At 69.6% G+C, this 19,560-nt stretch carries 21 protein-coding genes; 9 read left to right on the top strand and 12 right to left on the bottom strand.

What is annotated here, in order from left to right:
• Position 1 precedes the first annotated feature (1 nt).
• On the bottom strand, positions 2-505 hold the full coding sequence (locus AT701_RS13320; protein ID WP_042510638.1) for a DUF1802 family protein: 504 nt from the start codon (positions 503-505) through the stop codon (positions 2-4).
• Between the two features lie 56 nt (positions 506-561).
• The gene (locus AT701_RS13315) at positions 562-828 is read right to left on the bottom strand and encodes a DUF2277 domain-containing protein (protein ID WP_029104099.1); all 267 of its coding nucleotides are present in this window, start codon (positions 826-828) and stop codon (positions 562-564) included.
• Between the two features lie 46 nt (positions 829-874).
• Between AT701_RS13315 and AT701_RS13310 the strand changes: the two genes are divergently transcribed.
• Together AT701_RS13310 and AT701_RS13305 are read left to right on the top strand one after the other, a co-directional pair.
• Positions 875-1,633: an enoyl-CoA hydratase gene (locus AT701_RS13310; protein ID WP_003894024.1), complete on the top strand. Its 759-nt coding sequence runs from the start codon at positions 875-877 to the stop codon at positions 1,631-1,633.
• 156 nt (positions 1,634-1,789) lie between these two features.
• Positions 1,790-2,614 (top strand): EamA family transporter, encoded by an 825-nt coding sequence (locus AT701_RS13305; RefSeq protein ID WP_058125988.1) that lies wholly within the window; start codon positions 1,790-1,792, stop codon positions 2,612-2,614.
• Here the strand turns inward: AT701_RS13305 and AT701_RS13300 are convergent.
• Genes AT701_RS13300 through AT701_RS13290 form a run of 3 tightly spaced genes read right to left on the bottom strand, consistent with a single transcriptional unit; the run spans position 2,601 to position 5,766 of the window.
• A complete protein-coding gene (locus tag AT701_RS13300; protein ID WP_058125987.1) occupies positions 2,601-3,434 on the bottom strand; it encodes a sugar phosphate isomerase/epimerase family protein in 834 nt (277 codons plus the stop codon). The two genes, AT701_RS13305 and AT701_RS13300, sit on opposite strands and share 14 nt — an antisense overlap.
• A complete protein-coding gene (locus AT701_RS13295) occupies positions 3,431-4,621 on the bottom strand; it encodes a dihydrodipicolinate synthase family protein (RefSeq protein ID WP_003894021.1) in 1,191 nt (396 codons plus the stop codon). The genes AT701_RS13300 and AT701_RS13295 overlap by 4 nt, the downstream gene beginning before the upstream one ends.
• Positions 4,618-5,766, bottom strand: a complete 1,149-nt coding sequence (locus AT701_RS13290) for a Gfo/Idh/MocA family protein (RefSeq protein ID WP_003894020.1) — start codon at positions 5,764-5,766, stop codon at positions 4,618-4,620. Before AT701_RS13290 ends, AT701_RS13295 begins: the two co-directional genes overlap by 4 nt.
• Before the next feature lie 210 nt (positions 5,767-5,976).
• Between AT701_RS13290 and AT701_RS13285 the strand changes: the two genes are divergently transcribed.
• The 5 genes from AT701_RS13285 to AT701_RS13265 all read left to right on the top strand — a co-directional run bounded on the left by AT701_RS13285 (position 5,977) and on the right by AT701_RS13265 (position 10,593).
• Entirely contained in the window at positions 5,977-7,008 is a 1,032-nt protein-coding gene (locus AT701_RS13285) for a LacI family DNA-binding transcriptional regulator (protein WP_011728491.1), read from the top strand.
• 121 nt (positions 7,009-7,129) lie between these two features.
• Positions 7,130-8,023 (top strand): ABC transporter permease, encoded by an 894-nt coding sequence (locus AT701_RS13280; RefSeq protein WP_011728490.1) that lies wholly within the window; start codon positions 7,130-7,132, stop codon positions 8,021-8,023.
• 20 nt (positions 8,024-8,043) lie between these two features.
• Positions 8,044-9,087: an ABC transporter substrate-binding protein gene (locus tag AT701_RS13275; protein ID WP_011728489.1), complete on the top strand. Its 1,044-nt coding sequence runs from the start codon at positions 8,044-8,046 to the stop codon at positions 9,085-9,087.
• A 20-nt stretch (positions 9,088-9,107) separates the two neighbouring features.
• A complete protein-coding gene (locus AT701_RS13270; protein WP_011728488.1) occupies positions 9,108-9,929 on the top strand; it encodes an ABC transporter ATP-binding protein in 822 nt (273 codons plus the stop codon).
• Between the two features lie 43 nt (positions 9,930-9,972).
• Positions 9,973-10,593, top strand: coding sequence for a class I SAM-dependent methyltransferase (locus AT701_RS13265; RefSeq protein WP_058125986.1), 621 nt, complete (start codon positions 9,973-9,975; stop codon positions 10,591-10,593).
• A gap of 5 nt (positions 10,594-10,598) precedes the next feature.
• Here the strand turns inward: AT701_RS13265 and mmp are convergent, their stop codons facing one another.
• The 7 genes from mmp to rimP form a co-directional block, all read right to left on the bottom strand.
• Positions 10,599-11,966, bottom strand: a complete 1,368-nt coding sequence (mmp, locus tag AT701_RS13260; RefSeq protein WP_081319464.1) for an MATE family efflux transporter Mmp — start codon at positions 11,964-11,966, stop codon at positions 10,599-10,601.
• The gene (locus AT701_RS13255) at positions 11,959-12,981 is read right to left on the bottom strand and encodes a DHH family phosphoesterase (RefSeq protein ID WP_058125985.1); all 1,023 of its coding nucleotides are present in this window, start codon (positions 12,979-12,981) and stop codon (positions 11,959-11,961) included. Before AT701_RS13255 ends, mmp begins: the two co-directional genes overlap by 8 nt.
• Positions 12,982-12,983: 2 nt before the next feature.
• On the bottom strand, positions 12,984-13,454 hold the full coding sequence (gene rbfA / locus AT701_RS13250) for a 30S ribosome-binding factor RbfA (RefSeq protein WP_011728485.1): 471 nt from the start codon (positions 13,452-13,454) through the stop codon (positions 12,984-12,986).
• Complete coding sequence (gene infB, locus AT701_RS13245) at positions 13,454-16,258, bottom strand: translation initiation factor IF-2 (RefSeq protein ID WP_081319463.1); 2,805 nt, start codon at positions 16,256-16,258, stop codon at positions 13,454-13,456. Before infB ends, rbfA begins: the two co-directional genes overlap by 1 nt.
• A 102-nt stretch (positions 16,259-16,360) precedes the next feature.
• Positions 16,361-16,585, bottom strand: a complete 225-nt coding sequence (locus AT701_RS35715) for a DUF448 domain-containing protein (RefSeq protein ID WP_232836294.1) — start codon at positions 16,583-16,585, stop codon at positions 16,361-16,363.
• A gap of 174 nt (positions 16,586-16,759) precedes the next feature.
• Positions 16,760-17,791 (bottom strand): transcription termination factor NusA, encoded by a 1,032-nt coding sequence (nusA, locus tag AT701_RS13240; protein WP_003894006.1) that lies wholly within the window; start codon positions 17,789-17,791, stop codon positions 16,760-16,762.
• On the bottom strand, positions 17,788-18,333 hold the full coding sequence (gene rimP / locus AT701_RS13235; protein WP_003894005.1) for a ribosome maturation factor RimP: 546 nt from the start codon (positions 18,331-18,333) through the stop codon (positions 17,788-17,790). Before rimP ends, nusA begins: the two co-directional genes overlap by 4 nt.
• A gap of 196 nt (positions 18,334-18,529) precedes the next feature.
• On the opposite strand from rimP, the gene AT701_RS13230 reads away from it, so the two are divergent.
• Together AT701_RS13230 and AT701_RS13225 are read left to right on the top strand one after the other, a co-directional pair.
• Positions 18,530-19,078, top strand: a complete 549-nt coding sequence (locus AT701_RS13230) for a hypothetical protein (RefSeq protein WP_003894004.1) — start codon at positions 18,530-18,532, stop codon at positions 19,076-19,078.
• Positions 19,075-19,548, top strand: a complete 474-nt coding sequence (locus AT701_RS13225; protein WP_003894003.1) for a ferritin-like domain-containing protein — start codon at positions 19,075-19,077, stop codon at positions 19,546-19,548. The genes AT701_RS13230 and AT701_RS13225 overlap by 4 nt, the downstream gene beginning before the upstream one ends.
• Positions 19,549-19,560: the final 12 nt, after the last annotated feature.

The raw sequence follows: 19,560 nt of genomic DNA, 5'->3' as shown, positions 1-19,560 counted from the left end.
TTCAGGACACGGAACGCCGCACCCGCGCCGCGATGTCACGCAGGTACCCGGCGTCGTGCACAGGTGCCGCGGTCTCGGCCCGCACCGGCAGGTCGACCCAGCTCTTGCAGCCTCCGTAGTCGGGCGTGCGCACCAACGTCACCGGCTCGGCCAGCGGGCTGACCTGCACCACCAGCACGGTCAGCCGATGTTTGGGGCGGAAGTCCAACCGGTCGGCGCGCACCGATTCGGCGGTCCAGATGTGCAGGTCGACGATCTCGTCGATCGCCTCGGGCCGCTCGACGGGCACGGCCGCCACCACCTCGGCCGCCGCGCGGATGGTCAGTGTGTCCTCGGTGCTGTCGGTCGCCGCGGCGTCCACCAGGTCGCGGTGCTCGGAACGCACACGTTCGGCATGGCTGTGCGCGACCGTCGGGAACAGCAGGAAGTCACCCGCGGCCACCTCGAACCGCTTCTCGTGGATGCCGCCCTTGCGCAGCAACACGGTCTGGCGGCCGTCGAGCATCGCGTGGATGGCCGCGCTCCACTCCTTGAGCGCGGTCCGGTGCACCGTGGTTGCGCTCACCGTGCGGCCATCCGCGCGCGAACCTCGGGACGACGCAGCGGCGGAACGGTTTTCGGTGGCTGACGACGTGGCGCGAGTCCCGCGAGTAGCCGCGTCGTGGTCGCGGTGACCTCGGCCACCGCGCTTTCGAACACGTCGACGTTGTCACCGGTCGGGCGCGTGATACCGCTGACCTTGCGCACGTACTGACGTGCCGCGGCCTCGATTTCCTCTGCGGTGGCGGCGGGCTCCAGGCCCCGCAGTTCGGTGATGTTCCGGCACATGGAACCCACGATAGGCGCGTTGGGTTCGCCGGTTACGGTGAGCGGCATGGCTGACTCCCCCGTTCTCCTCGTCGACACCACCGACCGCGTGCGGACGCTGACGCTCAACCGGCCGCAGTCGCGCAACGCGCTGTCGGCGGAGCTGCGGTCCACTTTCTTCCGCGCGCTGAGCGATGCCCAGAACGACGACGATGTCGACGTCGTGATCGTCACCGGCGCCGACCCCGTGTTCTGCGCGGGTCTGGATCTCAAAGAACTCGGCGACACCACCGAGTTGCCCGACATCTCCCCCAAGTGGCCGGACATGACCAAACCTGTCATCGGGGCCATCAACGGCGCGGCCGTCACCGGCGGCCTGGAGCTGGCGCTGTACTGCGACATCCTCATCGCGTCGGAGAACGCGAAGTTCGCCGACACCCACGCGCGCGTGGGCCTGATGCCGACGTGGGGGCTGTCGGTGCGGTTGCCCCAGAAGGTCGGAGTGGGTCTGGCCCGGCGCATGAGCCTGACCGGCGACTACCTGTCGGCACAGGATGCGCTGCGTGCCGGTCTGGTCACCGAGGTCGTGGCCCACGACGACCTGCTGACCGCCGCGCGCCGTGTTGCCGCGTCGATCGTCGGCAACAACCAGAAGGCCGTGCGCGCACTGCTGGATTCCTATCACCGCATCGACGCACTGCAGACAGGTGGGGCGCTGTGGGCCGAGGCCGAGGCAGCGCGGCAGTGGATGCGCTCGACGAGCGGTGACGACATCGCGGCCAGCCGCGCCTCGGTGATCGAGCGGGGACGCTCGCAGGTGCGTTAGGCCGGGGCAGATCACGCGAGGCTGTAGTTACCGAGCACCCCACTCGCATTTCTGCGCGACAACTACAGCCTCGACGATGCGTTCGTCACACTCCGGCACCCCCGCCGCGCGTCGGCAGCGCCGGCCAGTTAGGTTGAGGGCCTGTCTGTTTCCGTCATGCTCGCTGTGCTGTTCGCAGCATTGCTGCATGCGATCTGGAATTCGTTGGCGCACGCCGTCTCCGACCGGGTGGTCGGTTTCGCGCTGATCGGTGTGGTCGACGCGATCGGCGGCGCGGCGCTCATCGCGCTGGGCGGGCTGCCGCCTGCCGCGGCGTGGCCGTACATCATCGCGTCGGCCACCGTGCACGTGTTCTACAACCTGCTGCTGCTCGCGAGTTACCAACTCGGCGAGTTCAGTCAGATGTACCCGCTGGCACGCGGCACGTCGCCGTGGCTGGTCGCAGTGGTCGCGCTCGTGGTGCTGGGACATGAGATGCCGGTCACCGAACTGGCCGGGGTGCTGACGATCTCGGCCGGGCTGATCGCGCTGGTGTTCGTCGGCGGACGGCCCACGCGTAAGGATCTGCCCGCGCTCGGCGCCGCGACGCTCACGGGTGTGATGATCGCGGGCTACACCGTGATCGACGGTGTGGGCGTGCAGCAGGGGCCGCTGCTGGCCTACACGGGGTGGATGTTCCTGCTGCAGGGCCCGCCACTGGCGATCTTCGCCGCGATCCGCCGGGGCCCGCGACTGCTGGGCGCCGTGCGTGAGTGCGCCGTGCCGGGTCTGGCCGGCGGGGCGATCTCGCTGGCCGCGTACACGATCGTGCTGGCCGCGCAGCGCACCGGTGCGCTCGCGCCGATCGCCGCGTTGCGCGAGACCAGCATCGTGTTCGGCGCGTTGATCGGCGCGCTCTTCCTCGGGGAGAAGCTGGGGGCGCGCCGCGCGATCGCGTCGGCCGTGGTGCTCGCGGGCGTGCTGCTGATCAGCCTGCCGTGAGAGCAGGCGCCACCAGATCGCGGTAGCGCTGCTTCATGGTGTCGATGACGACGGCCGCGTCGGTGGCCCAGATGTCCTCGTTGAAGATCTCGACCTCGACGTCGCCGTCGTATCCCGCGGCCCGCACCATCGCGGTGACCGCACCGAAGTCGATGACGCCGTCACCCATCATGCCGCGCGACACCAGCGGGTCGGCGGCCATCGGGACCAGCCAGTCGCACACCTGGTACGAGCTGATCCGGTGCTGAGCGCCCGCCGCGGCGATGCCGTCCGCCAACTCGGGATCCCACCACACGTGGAAGGTGTCGACGACGACGCCGACGGCCTCGGCCGGGTACGGCGCCGCGAGTGCCAGCGCCTGCCGCAGTGTGGAGATCACCGCGCGGTCGGCGCAGAACACCGGGTGCAGCGGTTCCAGCGCCAGCCGGACACCGTGGTCGACGGCGTAGGGCACGAGCGTCTCGAGCCGCTGAGCCACACGTCCCCTCGCGGCGGCGAGGTCACGGTCCGGGATGCCGCCCACGACCATGACGAGCTCTCGCGTCCCGAGCGTGACCGCCTCCTCGATGGCGCGCCGGTTGTCGGCGAGCGCATGGTCTTCCTCGAACCCGGTCAGGAAACCGCCCCGGCACAGACTGGACACGCGAAGACCGTTGTCGTGCATCAGTTTCGCGGCGGTGTCCACACCCGCTTCGGCTACGCGGTCACGCCACAGGCCGATGGACTCCAGCCCGGCCGCGGCGGTTGCCTCGACGGCCTCGCGCAGCGTGAGGCGCTTGGTGGTCATGGTGTTCAGCGACAGTCGCCTCTCGGCACTCATGCGCCCACCCCGTGCACCTCGAGGAACATCCGCATGCGGTGCGCGGCGACGTCGGGGTCACGCAGCAGGCCGGCCCGGTCGACGAGGACGAACAACTCGCACAGATGCGAAAGGGAGCGCCCACTGGCCAGTCCGCCCACCATCGTGAAACCGGGTTGCAGGCCGTTGAGCCACGACAGGAACGCGATTCCCGTCTTGTAGTAGTACGTCGGCGCGGTGAAGATGTGCCTGCCCAGCGCGCGGGTGGATTCGAGGATCTCGCCGGCTCGGGCCTGATTGCCCGCGTCGAGTTCCTGCAGCGCGGTCGACGCGGCCGGGTAGATCGCGGCGAAGATGCCGAGCAGTGCGTCCGAATGCCCCTGATCATCGCCGATGATCAGTTCCGGGTAGTTGAAATCGTCGCCCGTGTACAACCGGACACCTGCCGGCAGCGCGCGGCGCAGCGCGATTTCGTGCCCGGCGTCGAGCAGCGACACCTTGACGCCGTCGACCTTGTCGACGTGGTTCGCGATCAGTTCCAGGAATGTCGCTGTGGCCGTGTCGATCTCGCCGGACCCCCAGTAGCCGCGCAGGGCCGGGTCGAACATGTCCCCGAGCCAGTGCAGGATCACCGGTTGATCGGTGTGGGCGAGCACGGCGTCGTAGACCCGCAGGTAGTCGGCGGGCGAGGAGGCGACGCGGGCCAGGGCACGCGACGCCATGACGATCACCTGCGCGCCGGCCTCACGGACCACGTCGACCTGTTCGCGGTAGGCGTCGATGATCACCGCCAGGCCCGCGGCCCCGGACGGGACATCCTCGGGGACAAGATGATCCGTGCCGGCACCGCACGCGAGCCGGCCGCCGACCGCGGCGGCCTCGGCACCGCTGCGGCGGATCAGTTCGGCTGCGGCAGGCCAGTCCAGGCCCATACCGCGCTGCGCGGTGTCCATCGCGTCGGCCACACCGAGCCCGTAGGACCACAGCTCGCGCCGGTAGGCCAGGGTGGCCTCCCAGTCCAGATCCGCGGGTGCGCCCGGGATGTTGTCGGCCGAGCTCTTGGGCACCACGTGCGCTGCGGCATAGGCGATCCGGGAGGTGATCGGACGCTCAGGTCTGCGCCACGGCCCAGGTGCGCCGAGTTCGACGCGGCGCAGTTCACCGTCGATCGGCAGCGTCACCGCCGCACCGGTGTGCAGCGCGGTCACAGCACGATCTCCGGGACGTCGAGGCGCCTGCCCTCGGTAGAGCTTTTGAGTCCCAGTTCGGCGAGCTGCACACCGCGGGCCGCCGACAGCAGGTCATACCGGTGCGGGCGAGCGGCCAGCACGTCGCGCAGGTACTCCTCCCACTGCAGCTTGAAACCGTTGTCCAGTACGGCGTTGTCGGGCACTTCGAGCCACTGGTCGCGGAACTGCTCGGTCGCCGGGAGGTCGGGGTTCCACACCGGCTTGGGCGTGTGGACACGGTGTTGCGCGCGGCAGCGGCGCAGCCCCGCGACCGCCGACCCGTGCGTGCCGTCGACCTGGAACTCGACGAGCTCGTCGCGGAACACCCGCACCGCCCACGACGAGTTGATCTGGGCCACGATGCCACCGGAGATGTCGAAGATTCCGTACACGGCGTCGTCGGCGGTCACCGGATAGGGCTGGTGCGCCTCGTCCCAGCGGGTCGGGATGTGGGTCACGGCCTTGGCGGTCACCGTCTCGACCTTGCCTAGGATGCCTTCCATGACGTAGTTCCAGTGGCAGAACATGTCCACAGTGATGCCGCCGCCGTCCTGCGCGCGGTAGTTCCAGCTGGGCCGCTGCGCGGGCTGACCGTCGCCCTCGAACACCCAGTAGCCGAATTCGCCGCGCATGGACAGGATCCGGCCGAAGAAGCCCTCGTCGACCAGGCGCCGCAACTTCACCAGGCCCGGCAGGTACAACTTGTCGTGGACGACACCGGCGGTGATACCTGCGTTCTGCGCCATCCGGGCCAGTTCGACTGCCTCGGTGAGGGTTTCGGCGGTGGGTTTCTCGGTGTAGACGTGCTTGCCCGCCTTGATCGCGGCCGTCAGCGCCTCGAAGCGACGCGAGGTCACCTGCGCGTCGAAGTACACCTCGACACTCGGATCGGCGATCACCGACGCGACGTCGGTGGTCCAGTGCTCGATACCGTGCTCGGCGGCCATGTCGGCGAGTTTGTCGGCGCTGCGACCCACGAGGATCGGCTCGACCGCGACGCGCGAACCGTCGTCGGCGGTCAGTCCGGATTCGCGGAGCGGCAGGATGGAGCGAAGAAGGTGCTGGCGGTAGCCCATGCGGCCCGTCACGCCGTTCATGGCAATGCGCAGGGTACGAGTCGTCATCGAGAGATGCCTTATCTGATCGGCCGGCGACGCCGGCAAACGCGGTCGATTGACCTGCACCGCCGAACACGCCGTCGGGGCGTTCGCGATGTCAGCACTTCGGAATGCGCTTTCCACGGTAAGCTCATGCCGCGGCCCGGTCAACCCGTGCCTCACGGTCCGGCCGGCCGCAGCCCACCCAGAACCGACGAACCGATGGCGGGAGCCCCGATGGCAGCGGTGACACTGCAGGACGTGGCGGTCCGGGCAGGCGTATCCCAGGCGACGGCGTCACGCGTGCTCAACGGTTCCGCCCGGATCCCCGGCGAAGGCGTCGCCGACCGGGTGCGCGCGGCCGCGCGCGAACTCGGATACGTGCCGAACGCCCAGGCCCAGGCCCTGGCACGCTCCTCGACGGGCCTGCTGGGCCTCATCGTGCACGACATCGCCGACCCGTACTTCTCGTCGATCGTCCGCGGTGTGCAGACCGCCGCACGCACCGCGCGCAAGCAGGTGCTGCTGGCGAGCACCGACCGCGATTTCGACATCGAACGCGAAGCGGTCAGCACCTTCATCGCACATCGCGCCGACGCGATCGTGCTCGCCGGCTCGCGGCAGAGCGGGGATCTGGACCGCGACATCGAGACCGAGTTCGGCCGGTACCGCGACAACGGCGGACGCGTGGTCGTCATCGGTCAGCCACTCGCGTTCGGCGGTGCCGTGGAGCCCGAGAATCACCTCGGCGCAGCACAATTGGCCGAGGCGCTCGTAAAGTCCGGGCATACGCAGTTCGCCGTCATCGGCGGGCCCGCCAACATCCGCACCGCCGTCGACCGGCGCAACGGTTTCGTCGAGGCACTCGGCAGGCGCGGGCTGACCCCGCTGGTCGAGGTCTCCGGCGACTTCACCCGCGACGGCGGGTACTCCGCGGCACGGCGCCTCGCGGGCGCTCTGCAGCTCAGCCCGGGCGCACGTGGTGAACCGGTGTGCGTGTTCGCGGTGACCGACGTGATGGCGATCGGCGCGATCGCGGCCTGGCGCGAACTCGGGCTCTCGGTGCCCGACGATGTCGGCATCGCGGGGTTCGACGACATCCCGACGCTGCGCGACCACACACCGGCCCTGACCACCGTGGTCCTGCCGCTGCAGGACATCGGCGTACGCGCCGTCGAACTCGCGCTGCGCACCGACGCCGACTGCGATGACCTGCGCGAACGCATTCCGGGCCGGGTCGTCCTGCGCGACAGCACGCGCTTGCCCTGACGCGCACATCACGGCATCGTTGACAGTGTGCGCTGAGTCACGTTAGGGTCGAAACCGCTTCGGAAAGCGCATTCCCAAACGGGTTCACGTCCCGCGACACTGCAACCTTTAGGACTCATCCATGGCGGTAACCGCTTCGGCAGGTGCGCGCCCCACCGGGGCCCAGGCGTCGTCCGCGGCACCCGGTTCGGCACCCCGACGCCGAACCCGCGCCCTTTTCGGAACCCATCCGCTGCACCGCACCGCATCGGCACTGTGGCGCCCGCTGGCGCTCGTGGTCGTGCTGCTCGCGGCGTGGTGGGCGGTCACCGAGACCGAACTCGTGGCGCCCTACATCCTGCCGTCCCCTGCCGACACCTGGCTCGCCGCACACGACAACGCGGCCTACCTCGCCCACAACACCTGGGTGACCACGTGGGAGACCGTGATCGGCTTCGTGATCGCCGCGATCGTCGGTGAACTCGTCGCCGTCGTGATGATCTATTCGGCGGGCGTCGAGAAGACCGTCTATCCGCTGATCCTGTTCGCACAGGTGGTCCCCAAGATCGCGATCGCGCCGCTGTTCATCGTGTGGCTCGGCTTCGGCCCGTCGCCCAAGATCCTGGTGGCCGTGCTCATGGCGTTCTTCCCCATCGTGATCTCCGGACTCGCGGGCCTGCGCTCGGTGGATCCCGAGATCCTCGAGCTCACCTCGACCATGGGCGCCAGCCGGTTCAAGACGTTCCTCAAGATCCGGTTCCCGGCGTCGCTGCCGCAGCTGATGTCGGGCCTCAAGGTGGCCGCGACGCTCGCGGTGACCGGCGCCGTAGTCGGTGAATTCGTCGGCGCCAACGAAGGTTTGGGCTACGTCATCCTGCAGGCCAACGGCAATGTCGACACCGCGATGCTGTTCGCCGCGCTCATCATCATGTCGCTTCTCGGCATCGCGCTGTTCGCGGTCATCGAATTCGCCGAGAAGCTGCTCATCCCGTGGCACTCGTCGCGCCGCACCGTCGGTTCCGCAACCTCCGCCTGACCATCACGAGGAGTAGATCCATGATCTCGATCCCCCGCCGCGCGGCCGTCGCGCTGGCCTCCGCCGCGATCCTCGCGCTGTCCGGCTGCGGTGGCAGCGGCACCGACAACGCCGAAAGCGGTTCTACAGAAGCCGGTTCCGGCACCCAGGCGGCCACCCTGATGCTGAACTGGTACCCGTACGGCGAACACGCCCCCTTCTACTACGGTGTGCAGGAGGGCATCTTCGCCAAGCACGGCATCGACCTGACCATCGACGCCGGCCAGGGTTCCACCAAGACCGTGCAGGCCGTCGGGTCCGATCAGGTGGACTTCGGCTGGGCCGACACCCCTGCGGTGCTGACCAACATCGACAAGGGCGTGAAGGTCAAGAGCACCGGCGTGTTCCTCCAGACCACGCCGTCGGCCGTGCAGGTGTTCGCCGATTCGGGGATCGACACACCCCAGGATCTGGTGGGACGCACCATCGCGGTGTCCGCGGGTGACGCCCCCACCACCACGTTCCCGATCTACCTCGACAAGGTGGGGGTGCCCGAGGACCAGGTCACCCAGCAGAGCCTGGACGCCGCGGGCAAGATGTCGGCGATGATGTCGGGTCGCGTCGACGGCCTGATCGGATTCGCGCACGACCAGGGGCCGACCATCGCCAACAAGAGCGGGCGTGAGGTGAAGTACCTCAGGTACTCCGACGCGGGGCTGAACTTCTACAGCAACGGCCTGATCGCCAACACCGAAACCATCTCCGGCAAACCGGAACTGGTGCAGGCCATGGTCGACGCCACCAGTGAGGCGTTCGCCGCCGCCGCGGCCGATCCCGAAGCGGCCGTGCAGGCCATGGCGGGCAAGGATCCGCAGATGCCGCCGCAGGAGGTGTTGCTGCACCAGTGGCAGCAGACCATCCCGCTGCTGAGCACACCCGCGACCGCCAACCAGCCGCCGGGCACCAACGCCGAGGCCGACTGGACCAACACGATCACCACGCTGACCGACGCCGGACTGCTCGAAACCGCGAAACCCGCTGCTGAATACTGGGATTCGTCGTTCAGCCCGAAGCCGTCGCAGTAGATCCGCGGGAGCCATCCGACATGAACACCACAACCATCAGTGCACCGGGGGCGCCCGTGACGGCCGAGGCCACCGACGCGATCTCGGTCGAGGGCGTCACCGTCACGTTCACCTCGAAACGCGCCGCCACCACCGCGCTCGACGACATCAACCTGCGCATCGCCGACGGCGAGTTCGTGTCGATCGCGGGACCGTCGGGGTGCGGCAAGTCGACGCTGCTGAAGGTGATCGCCGGCCTGACCGACGCCACCGGAGGCCAGGTGCGCCTGCGCGGCAACCGGGTACGCGGCCCGCAGCGCGAGATCGGCTACGTCTTCCAGCGCGCCGCGCTACTGGAATGGCGCTCGGTGCGCAAGAACATCCTGCTGCAGGCCGAGATGCGCGGGATGCCGCGCCAGGTCGCCGCGCGGCGCGCCGACCACCTCATCGAGATGACCGGCCTCACCGGGTTCGAGAACGCGCTGCCTCACGAGTTGTCCGGCGGTATGCAGCAACGGGTTTCGTTGTGCCGCGCCCTGCTGCACGAGCCCGATGTGCTGTTGATGGACGAGCCGTTCGGCGCGCTCGACGCCCTCACGCGCGAGAAGATGAACATCGAACTGCACCGGATCTGGCGCGAGACCGGCACCACCGTGGTGCTGGTGACGCACTCGGTCGCCGAAGCGGTGTACCTGGCCAACCGGGTCGTGGTGATGAGCCCGCGCCCCGGCCGCATCGTCGAGATGCTCGACGTCGACCTACCCGCCGAACGCACCTACGCCGAGACCATGGAGCACCCGGAGTTCATCCGCGTCGCCAACCGGGTGCGCGACCTGCTGGGCAGTTCGGGCGCCGCCGACTGACCGTCCTTGACGCCACCGGGCCCCGAGGCGGCATGGTGGGGACATGAACGATTCGCCCATCGTGGTCAACCACCACGCCGATCACCCCGGTTTCTCCGGTGTCACCGGCGCGATCTTCGGCGTGTTGTTCGTCGCGCTCGGCCGCGCCAACGCGAAAGTGGCGATCGAGGCCACGCACGTGGGCCCCGCCGACCACGTCGTCGACGTGGGATGCGGCCCGGGCACCGCAGCGCGCATGGCCGCCCGCCGTGGCGCGCGGGTCACCGCGGTCGACCCGTCGGCAGAGATGCTGCACGTCGGCCGGCTCGTGACCCGGACCGCGGCCGGCACGAACATCACGTGGCGCCCCGGCACGGCCGAGGACGTCCCCGTCGACGACGGGACGGCCACCGTGGTGTGGGCGCTGGCGACCGTGCACCACTGGCAGGACGTCGTGCGCGCGCTGCAGCAGGCCAACCGGGTACTGGCACCCGGCGGCCGGTTGCTCGCGATCGAACGCCAGGTGGCGCGTGGGGCCACGGGCTTCGCAAGCCACGGCTGGACACGCGAGCAGGCAGACGCGTTCGCAACCCTGTGCCGCGACGCGGGATTCGGCGACGTGGAGGTCAGCGAGAGGCCACGCGGGCGCAAGGCCGTGTGGCTCGTCAGTGCGATCAAGCGCTGACCTCGTCAGGACGTGCCGGGCACCAGCCAGCGTCCCGAGAACGCGCGCCACCCGACGAACACCAACCGCAGCACCATGAACGTGCTGAGCCCCGACCAGATACCGAACAGTCCCCAGCCGAACGCCAGTGACAGCCAGATCAGCGGCAGGAACCCCAGCATCGCGCTCGCCAGCGTGGCGTTGCGCATGAACTTGGCGTCACCGGCGCCCAGCAGCACCCCGTCGAGCGCGAAAACGATTCCCGCGACCGGAAGTTGAGCCACCAGAAACCACCACGGCACCCCGATGGTGGCCAGCACCGACTCGTCGTCGGTGAACACCGGCGGGAACACCGAGGCACCGACCGCGAACACGACCGCGAGCACCACACCGGCCAGCGTCGAGAACAGCGTCACGCGCCACGCCACCGACTTCGCGTGGGCCAACTGCCCCGCCCCGAGGGCGGCTCCGACCAGCGACTGCGCGGCGATCGCCAGCGAATCGAGCACCAGCGCCAGGAAACTCCACAGCTGCAGCACGACCTGGTGCGCGGCGACCGCCGCCGCGCCGAACCGGGCGGCCACCGCACCGGCCGAGACGAAGCAGGCCTGAAAGGCCAGGCTGCGCAACAGCAGATCCCGTCCCATCACCAGTTGCACACGCAGGACGTCGGGCCGCAGGCGCAGGGGCACCTTCTCGACCAACAGGGCGCGCATGAACAGGCCCGCGGCCAGCCACTGTCCGACGACGTTGGCCACCGCCGAACCTGCCAGTTCCAGCCGTGGGAATCCCAGCCACCCGTACACCAGCAGCGGACACAGCACCGCCGACACCGCGAAACCCAGCACGACGTAACGCAACGGCCGCACGGTGTCCTGCACGCCGCGCATCCAGCCGTTGCCCGCCATCGACACCAGGATCGCCGGGGCGGCCAGGATCGCGACACGCAACCACGGCAGGGCCGCATGCGCGATCTCGCCACCCGCGGCCAGCGCCGAAAGCATCGGCACCGCAGCGGCTTCCACCACGGCGATGATCAGCAGTCCGAGACCGAGTGCGAGCCAGGTGGCCTGCACACCCTCGGCCACCGCCGAGGTCCGGTCCCCCGCCCCGTAGAACCGTGCCGAGCGGGCCGTGGTGCCGTAGGACAGGAACGTGCCCTGGGAGTTGACGAGTCCGAGGACCAGCCCGCCGATCGCCAGGCCGGCGAGGCTCACCGCGCCGAGGCGCCCGACGATCGCGAGGTCGAAAAGCAGGTAGATGGGCTCGGCGGCAAGGACGCCGAGCGCGGGGAACGCGAGTTTGGCGATGCGCCGGCCCGTCGCCTGCGTCAGTGCGGCGCCCTGGGCGTCATCCTCGGGGCCGCCGGGCAGGTCGCCTGCCGGATCAGCCAAGGGCCCGTGCGAGCGCCTGTACGACGTCGTCGGCCGAACCGGTCGCAGAGTACCCCGCGGCGTGCGGATGGCCGCCACCGCCGAACGCGCTGGCGACCGACGCCAGGTTCACCGACTTGGCGCGCATCGAGACCGACCAGTGCATCGGTTCGATCTCCTTGAACACCGCCGCGACCTCGGCCTGCTGCGTGGTGCGCACGATGTCGACGATGCTCTCGACCTCTTCCGGCCGGGCCTTTGACCACTCGTCGTGCGGAACGACGGCGTAGACGAAGCCCCGGCCGTCGAGTGCGTCGGGCAGCAACCGGGCCGTCGCGAGAACCCGCGACAGCATCGGCAGCCACGCGAACGGATGCGTGTCGAGCAGGGTGCGGCTGATCGACGCGTTGTCGACGCCGAGTTCGACCAGCCGGGCCGCGAGCCGGTGGGCACGCGCCGTGGCCCAGCGGAACGACCCGGTGTCGGTGGTCAGCCCCGCGTACAGGCAGTGGGCCACCTTTTCGTCGATGGGTTTGCCCCACGCGTCGAGGAGTTCGGCCACGAGCATCGTGGTCGAGTCCGCGGAAGGGTCGATGTAGTTGGCGGTGCCGAACAGTTGGTTGGACGCGTGATGGTCGATGACCAGCACCTCACGCCCGGGACCGGCGAGCCCACTGAGCGCGCCGAGCCGATTGATGCTCGGTATGTCAACGGTGACAACCAGGTCGGCGTCGCGCCGCATGGCCTCCGGAGCGACCAGCAGATGCCCGCCGGGCAGCGACTGAAGAGACTCCGGCAGCTGCGCGGGGGTCGCGAACGACACCTCGACGTGCTTGCCGGATGCGGCGAGCACCTGCGCCAGGGCGAGCCCGGCGCCGATGGTGTCCGCGTCCGGATAGACGTGGCAGATGACACTGACACTCGATGCCGCGGTCAGCAGATCAGCGGCACCACGGGCGTCGACGCGCGCGCCGGCGATCTGGGCGTCCGGACCGGTCAGCAGACCGGTCTTGGGATCGGTTGTCGTCACCGGCATCCTCAGCGTTCGTCCCCGTCGGTATCCCCGTCTGTGTCCTCCGCCCCGCCAACACGGTACGGGTCCGGATCGCCTGCGTGCTTGGCGCCCTCCCGAACTCTCGCCAGATCCTCGTCCGCGGCCCGCGCCCGCGCCAGCAGCTCCTCCATCCGGTGCGCCGCGTCGGGCACGGTGTCCCGGACGAACGCCAGGGTCGGGGTGAACCTCACCCCGGTCCCGGCGCCCACCTTGGTGCGCAGCACACCTTTGGCCTTCTCCAGCGCCGCTGCCGCACCCTCGTAATCCGGGTCCTCGTCGAGCGAGGCCCCCAGCACGGTGTAGTACAGCGTGGCGTCGTGCAGATCCCCGGACACCTTCGCGTCGGTGATCGTGACGCCCGCCAGGCGCGGATCCTTGATCTCGTACTCGATGGCCGAGGCCACGATCGTGGAGATCCGCTTGGCGAGACGTTTCGCGCGTGCGGGATCGGCCATCAGGTACGTGCCTTCTCGACCAGCTCGTAGGTCTCGATGACGTCGCCTTCCTTGATGTCGTTGTAGGTCAGCGTCAGACCGCACTCGTAACCGTCGCGCACCTCGGTGACGTCGTCCTTCTCACGACGCAGCGAGGACACGGTGAGGTTCTGGGCGACCACGACGTTGTCACGCAGCAGCCTCGCCTTGGCGTTGCGCCGCATGATGCCCGAGGTGACCAGGCAGCCCGCGATGTTGCCGACCTTCGACGAGCGGAAGATGGCGCGGATCTCGGCGCGGCCGAGCTCCTTCTCCTCGTACACCGGCTTGAGCATGCCCTTGAGCGCGGCCTCGATCTCGTCGATGGCCTGGTAGATCACCGAGTAGTACCGGATCTCCACACCCTCGCGGTTCGCCAGCTCGGTGGCCTTGCCCTCGGCGCGCACATTGAAGCCGATGATGATCGCGTCAGAGGCCGACGCCAGGTTGACGTTGGTCTCGGTGACGCCACCGACACCGCGGTCGATGACCCGCAGCTCCACCTCGTCGTCGACCTGGATACCCATGAGGGCCTCTTCGAGCGCCTCGACCGTACCGGCGTTGTCGCCCTTGAGGATCAGGTTCAGCTGGCTGGTTTCCTTCAGCGCCGAATCCAGGTCTTCCAGGCTGATGCGCTTGCGGCTGCGCGCGGCCAGCGCGTTGCGCTTGCGCGCACTGCGCCGGTCGGCGATCTGCCGCGCGATGCGGTCCTCGTCGACGACCAGGAAGTTGTCGCCCGCGCCTGGCACCGAGGTGAAACCGACCACCTGAACCGGACGCGACGGCAGTGCCTCCTCGACGTCCTCGCCGTGCTCGTCGATCATGCGGCGCACACGCCCGTAGGCGTCGCCCGCGACGACCGAGTCGCCGACACGCAGCGTGCCGCGCTGGATGAGCACCGTGGCCACCGGGCCGCGACCGCGGTCCAGGTGCGCCTCGATCGCCACACCCTGGGCCTCCATGTCGGGGTTGGCCCGCAGGTCCAGCGACGCGTCGGCGGTCAGGATGACCGCTTCGAGCAGCGCCTCGATGTTGGTGCCCTGCTTGGCGGAGATGTCGACGAACATCGTGTCGCCGCCGTACTCCTCGGGGATCAGGCCGTATTCGGTGAGCTGACCGCGGATCTTGGCCGGGTCGGCGCCTTCCTTGTCGATCTTGTTGACCGCGACCACGATCGGCACGTCGGCGGCCTGCGCGTGGTTGATGGCCTCCACCGTCTGCGGCATGACGCCGTCGTCGGCCGCGACCACGAGGATCGCGATGTCGGTGGCCTTCGCGCCACGGGCACGCATGGCGGTGAACGCCTCGTGACCCGGGGTGTCGATGAAGGTGATCGGCCGGACCGTACCGTCGAGGTCCACCTCGACCTGGTAGGCACCGATGTGCTGTGTGATGCCGCCTGCCTCGCCCTCGCGGACGTTGGCCTTGCGGATCGTGTCGAGCAGTCGGGTCTTGCCGTGGTCGACGTGACCCATGACGGTGACGACCGGCGGACGGACCTCGAGGTCCTCCTCGTCGCCCGCGTCCTCGCCGTAGGTGAGGTCGAACGATTCCAGCAGCTCGCGGTCCTCGTCCTCGGGCGAGACGACCTGCACGTTGTAGTTCATCTCGCTGCCGAGCAGCTCGAGGGTCTCGTCGCCGACGGACTGCGTGGCGGTGACCATCTCACCGAGGTTGAACAGCGCCTGCACCAGCGATGCCGGGTTGGCGTTGATCTTCTCGGCGAAATCGCTCAGCGACGCGCCACGGGCCAGCCGGATGGTCTCGCCGTTGCCGTGCGGCAACCGCACGCCACCGACGACCGGGGCCTGCATGTTCTCGTATTCGGCCCTCTTCGCGCGCTTCGACTTGCGACCGCGCTTGGGTGCGCCGCCGGGACGTCCGAATGCACCTGCGGCACCGCCGCGCTGGCCGGGACGGCCACCGCCGCCACCGGGGCGACCGCGGAAACCACCGGCAGCCGCGCCACCGCCGCCACCGGCTCCGCCGCCGCGGTAGTTACCACCACCGCCGCCGCCACCGGGACGACCGCCCTGACCTGCGGGACGAGGGCCACCGCCGGGACGCGGGCCGGGACGCGGTCCACCGCGACCGGCTGCGGTCGCCGGACGGGGCGGCATGTTGCCGGGCGACGGACGGGGGCCGCCACCGGGACGCGGGCCCGGGCGGGGCTGCGGCCGCGGGATCGGCCGGTCGGCCGGCTGCTGCGTCGAGAACGGGTTGTTGCCGACACGCGGCGTGCGCGGGGCCGGCTTGGGGGCCGGGCCGGGCCGGGGACCGGGTGTGGCACCGGGCGTCGGGCGCGGGCCGGGCGTGGCGCCAGGGGCGGGCGCCGCGGGTGCGCTCGGGGCCGCCGAGGCGGCGGGTGCACTCGGCGCGGCAGGCTGCGGAGCGGCCGGCTTGGGCGCCGAAGGCTTCGCGGGTGCCGCGGGGGTCGCCTCTGCGGCCGGGGCCGCGGGCGTGGCCGGAGCAGCCGGGGGCTGCGGGGCGGCCGGCTTGGGCGCCGCGGGCTTCGCGGCGGTCGCCGGGCTGGGTGCCGGAGCGCCGGGCTTGGGGGCCGCGGGCGCCGACGCGCCGTTACCGCCCTGGCCACGGGGCTTCTCATCGGTCTTGGTGGCGCCTGACTTGGCACCGAACGTTTCGCGCAGCCGACGCGCGACGGGGGCCTCCACGGTGGAGGACGCCGATTTGACGAACTCGCCCTGCTCTTTGAGCGTTGCTAAGAGTTCCTTGCTTGTGACACCGAGTTCCTTTGCCAACTCGTGTACACGGGCCTTACCTGCCACTACTTCTCCTCATCTTGAGGCGACAGCGGTGGTCGGCGCCGCGCCTCGGTTTTAGCTATGACGCATGGTCATCGGGACTTCACGGTGTGCTCATGTTCTTCGCTACCTGTTCTCTATGCCGCGGTGTTCGGGCGTTCCGAGGCTCTCGAAATACTCGTTCACCCCAGACGTATCCGGTGAACCGGCGATTCGCAACGCTCGTGCGAAGGCCCGCCGCCGAACTGCCAGCTCTGCACACTTCGGATCGGGGTGCAACCAGGCACCCCGCCCGGGCATGCTTGCCGAGGTGTCGACCGAAACGGAGTAGTTCCCGTTCCCGTCCCGCACCGCGACCGTACGAAGCAAGTCGGCGGCCAACTCTCGCTTCCGGCAGCCGATACATGTCCGCACCGGTCCGACAGGGGTGTCGGGGATGCGTCGACGCGTCGAAGCCGGAGTCTCGCGCTGGATCACGGCTGAGTCTACCGTCCCAACCCTTGTAATTTGAAACGACTGCCACCGCTATCCGTCGTGCGCCGCCCCGTGCCGGGCATCGGCGTCGCCCACAGGAGCGGCGTCGCTGCGGATGTCGATGCGCCAACCGGTCAGCCTGGCCGCCAACCTGGCGTTCTGGCCTTCCTTGCCGATCGCCAGCGAGAGCTGGAAATCGGGCACGATCACGCGGGCCGCACGGCCGGCCTCGTCGATCACCGACACCGATACGACCTTCGCGGGCGAAAGCGCGTTGGCGACGAACCGCGCGGGGTCCTCGTCGTAGTCGATGATGTCGATCTTCTCGCCGGACAACTCGCTCATGACGTTGCGCACACGCTGTCCCATCGGGCCGATGCACGCGCCTTTTGCGTTGAGCCCGGGCACACGCGAGGCGACCGCGATCTTGGACCGGTGGCCCGCCTCGCGCGCCACGGCCACGATCTCGACCGAACCATCGGCGATCTCGGGCACCTCCAGCGAGAACAGCTTGCGCACCAGATTGGGATGCGTGCGCGACAACGTGATGAGCGGTTCCCGGGCACCGCGGGTGACGCCGACGACGTAACACCGCACGCGGTCGCCGTGTTCGTAGCGCTCACCCGGCACCTGCTCGGCCGCCGGGATGACGCCTTCGGATCCCTTGGTCTCGCTGCCCATCCGCACGACGACCAGGCCGCGGGCGTTGGCGCGGGCGTCGCGCTGGATCACGCCTGCGACGATGTCGCCCTCGTGGGCCGCGAACTCGCCGTAGACCTTCTCGTTCTCGGCGTCACGCAGGCGCTGCAGGATGACCTGCCGCGCGGTGGTCGCCGCGATCCGGCCGAAACCTTCTGGCGTGTCGTCCCATTCGGCCAGGACGTTGCCGTCGGCATCGGTCTGGCGGGCGATCACCTTGACCACGCCGGTCTTGCGGTCGATGTCGATGCGTGCGTCGGGCTCGTGGCCGTCGGTGTGCCGATACGCGGTGAGCAGCGCCGACTTGATGGTCTCCACGACCACGTCGACCGAGATTCCCTTGTCGGCTTCGATGGCGTGCAGCGCCGCCATGTCGATGTTCATGCCCGGGCCCCCTTCCCAGTTTGTTCGGCGAGCTCCAGCTCACGTCGATTCGGCGGCGAAAACTCTACTTGGACAACGGCCTTGGTGATCTCACGCAGCGGTATCTGCCGGACGGCGAAGTCTTTGCCCTGTGCCACCACGACGTTCACCTGGTCGCCGTCGGTCCCGGCGAGCCGCGCGGTCAGCGACGAACCGTCGGCAAGCGACAGCTCGGCCTTGCGGCCACGAGCGCGGCGGAAGTGTTTCTCGTCAGTCAGGGGGCGGTCCACACCGGGCGAGGTGACCTCGAGCACATACGGCGTGTCGCCCGTGTCGACGGTGTCGAGCAGACCCGACGCCAGGCGCGAGAGCATCGCGACGGCGTCCAGATCGAGGCCCTTGTCGCTGTCGGCGACGATGGTGATGCGCGGCGGGCGTGTCGCCGCGTTGACGACGACATCGTCGATCTCGTAGCCGGCGCGCGCGAACTCGCCGTCAAGCAGCTCGATCACTTGCTTCTGCGACGGCAAATCCGCAGATGGCAACTTCGGATCCGGTGCCACGACGAGCTCCTCATCTTGAGTTGTCCGGACATGATTCCCTGGTGGTTCCCCGTGGAATCGACTATCCACGATACGCCAGCCGGGCAGGGGCGAGCCGCGATCTCGGATTCGGCGCAGCGAATGTTCCCGGCTGCGGCTTCGCCGCACCGCTCGACGGCCACGCGCCGCGAATATCCGGCAATGGCAGGATGTTCACGTGCCGAGCGCCTTGACGAACATCAGCCGACGGCGGTTCCTGTACTCGGCGGCAGGTCTGACCCTGCTGGGCGTCACCGCGACCGCGTGCGGTTCCACGCCCCCGCCACCGGAACTCGCCGATCTGACCGCCCTGCTCGACCGTGCCCGCGCCGACAGCGCGCTCGCCACCGAGGCCGCGGGCGCACTTGGGCCGCAGGATGCGACGGCCCGCGCGCTGACCGCGGTGGCAAACGAACGGTCGGCCCATGCGCAGGCGTTGTCCGACGAGTTGACCAGGATGACCGGCGAGGCTCCTCCGTCCGCGTCGCCCGCCGAATCGTCCTCGGCGTCGTCCGCGCCCACCTCGCCCGCCCCTGGCGCGTCAGCAACCCCGTCGGCCACCCCGTCGGCACCGACCGCCGATGATGTCGTGGTCGCGCTCGAACAGTCCGCCGAGCAGGCGACCGGCATCGCGCCCCGGCTGTCGGGGTACCGCGCCGGTCTGGCCGGCTCCATCGCGGCGTCGTGCACGGCCGCCTACAAGGTCGCCCTGGACGGTGGGAAATGACGTCGCCGGAGCCCACGACGGGGCCGGCCCGGCCCACAGACGCCGCCGATGCCGCGCTGTTCGACGCCGTGGCCACCGAGCACGGCATCATCTACGGCTACGGCCTGGTCTCGGCACATTCGAGCCCCGAGGAGAACTCGCTGGTCGCGGCGGCGATGGCCGAGCACCGGGCACGGCGGGAAGCCGCCATCGAGATGCTCGAAGGCCGCTCGGTGACCCCTCCCCTGCCTGCCGCGGGGTACCGCCTGCCGTCGGAGGTGTCCGACCCCGTCGACGCCGCCAACCTCGCGGTGCGCATGGAGCAGGACGCCGCCGTGGCCTGGCGCGCGGTGCTGGAGCAGGCCACGACGTCCGAGGACCGCGCCTTCGCCGTGACGGCCCTCACCGAGTCGGCGGTCACGGCGGCGAAGTGGAGCAAGTTCCTCGACGTCTGGCCCGTGACCGTGCCCTTCCCCGGCGGCGCCGAATAAGGGTCCGCTCGC

Origin of the sequence: Mycolicibacterium smegmatis (assembly GCF_001457595.1) — a bacterium.
GTDB lineage: Bacteria > Actinomycetota > Actinomycetes > Mycobacteriales > Mycobacteriaceae > Mycobacterium > Mycobacterium smegmatis.
The sequence above is the reverse complement of the archived record's forward strand: the minus strand, read 5'-3'. Positions and strand labels throughout refer to the sequence as shown.

Coding starts and splice junctions, on each gene's coding strand:
- AT701_RS13320 (WP_042510638.1), bottom strand. CDS start 505: ATGCTCGACGGCCGCCAGACCGTGTTGCTGCGCAAGGGCGGCATCCAC.
- AT701_RS13315 (WP_029104099.1), bottom strand. CDS start 828: ATGTGCCGGAACATCACCGAACTGCGGGGCCTGGAGCCCGCCGCCACC.
- AT701_RS13310 (WP_003894024.1), top strand. CDS start 875: ATGGCTGACTCCCCCGTTCTCCTCGTCGACACCACCGACCGCGTGCGG.
- AT701_RS13305 (WP_058125988.1), top strand. CDS start 1,790: ATGCTCGCTGTGCTGTTCGCAGCATTGCTGCATGCGATCTGGAATTCG.
- AT701_RS13300 (WP_058125987.1), bottom strand. CDS start 3,434: ATGAGTGCCGAGAGGCGACTGTCGCTGAACACCATGACCACCAAGCGC.
- AT701_RS13290 (WP_003894020.1), bottom strand. CDS start 5,766: ATGACGACTCGTACCCTGCGCATTGCCATGAACGGCGTGACGGGCCGC.
- AT701_RS13285 (WP_011728491.1), top strand. CDS start 5,977: ATGGCAGCGGTGACACTGCAGGACGTGGCGGTCCGGGCAGGCGTATCC.
- AT701_RS13280 (WP_011728490.1), top strand. CDS start 7,130: ATGGCGGTAACCGCTTCGGCAGGTGCGCGCCCCACCGGGGCCCAGGCG.
- AT701_RS13275 (WP_011728489.1), top strand. CDS start 8,044: ATGATCTCGATCCCCCGCCGCGCGGCCGTCGCGCTGGCCTCCGCCGCG.
- AT701_RS13270 (WP_011728488.1), top strand. CDS start 9,108: ATGAACACCACAACCATCAGTGCACCGGGGGCGCCCGTGACGGCCGAG.
- AT701_RS13265 (WP_058125986.1), top strand. CDS start 9,973: ATGAACGATTCGCCCATCGTGGTCAACCACCACGCCGATCACCCCGGT.
- AT701_RS13255 (WP_058125985.1), bottom strand. CDS start 12,981: ATGCCGGTGACGACAACCGATCCCAAGACCGGTCTGCTGACCGGTCCG.
- rbfA (WP_011728485.1), bottom strand. CDS start 13,454: ATGGCCGATCCCGCACGCGCGAAACGTCTCGCCAAGCGGATCTCCACG.
- nusA (WP_003894006.1), bottom strand. CDS start 17,791: ATGAACATCGACATGGCGGCGCTGCACGCCATCGAAGCCGACAAGGGA.
- AT701_RS13225 (WP_003894003.1), top strand. CDS start 19,075: ATGACGTCGCCGGAGCCCACGACGGGGCCGGCCCGGCCCACAGACGCC.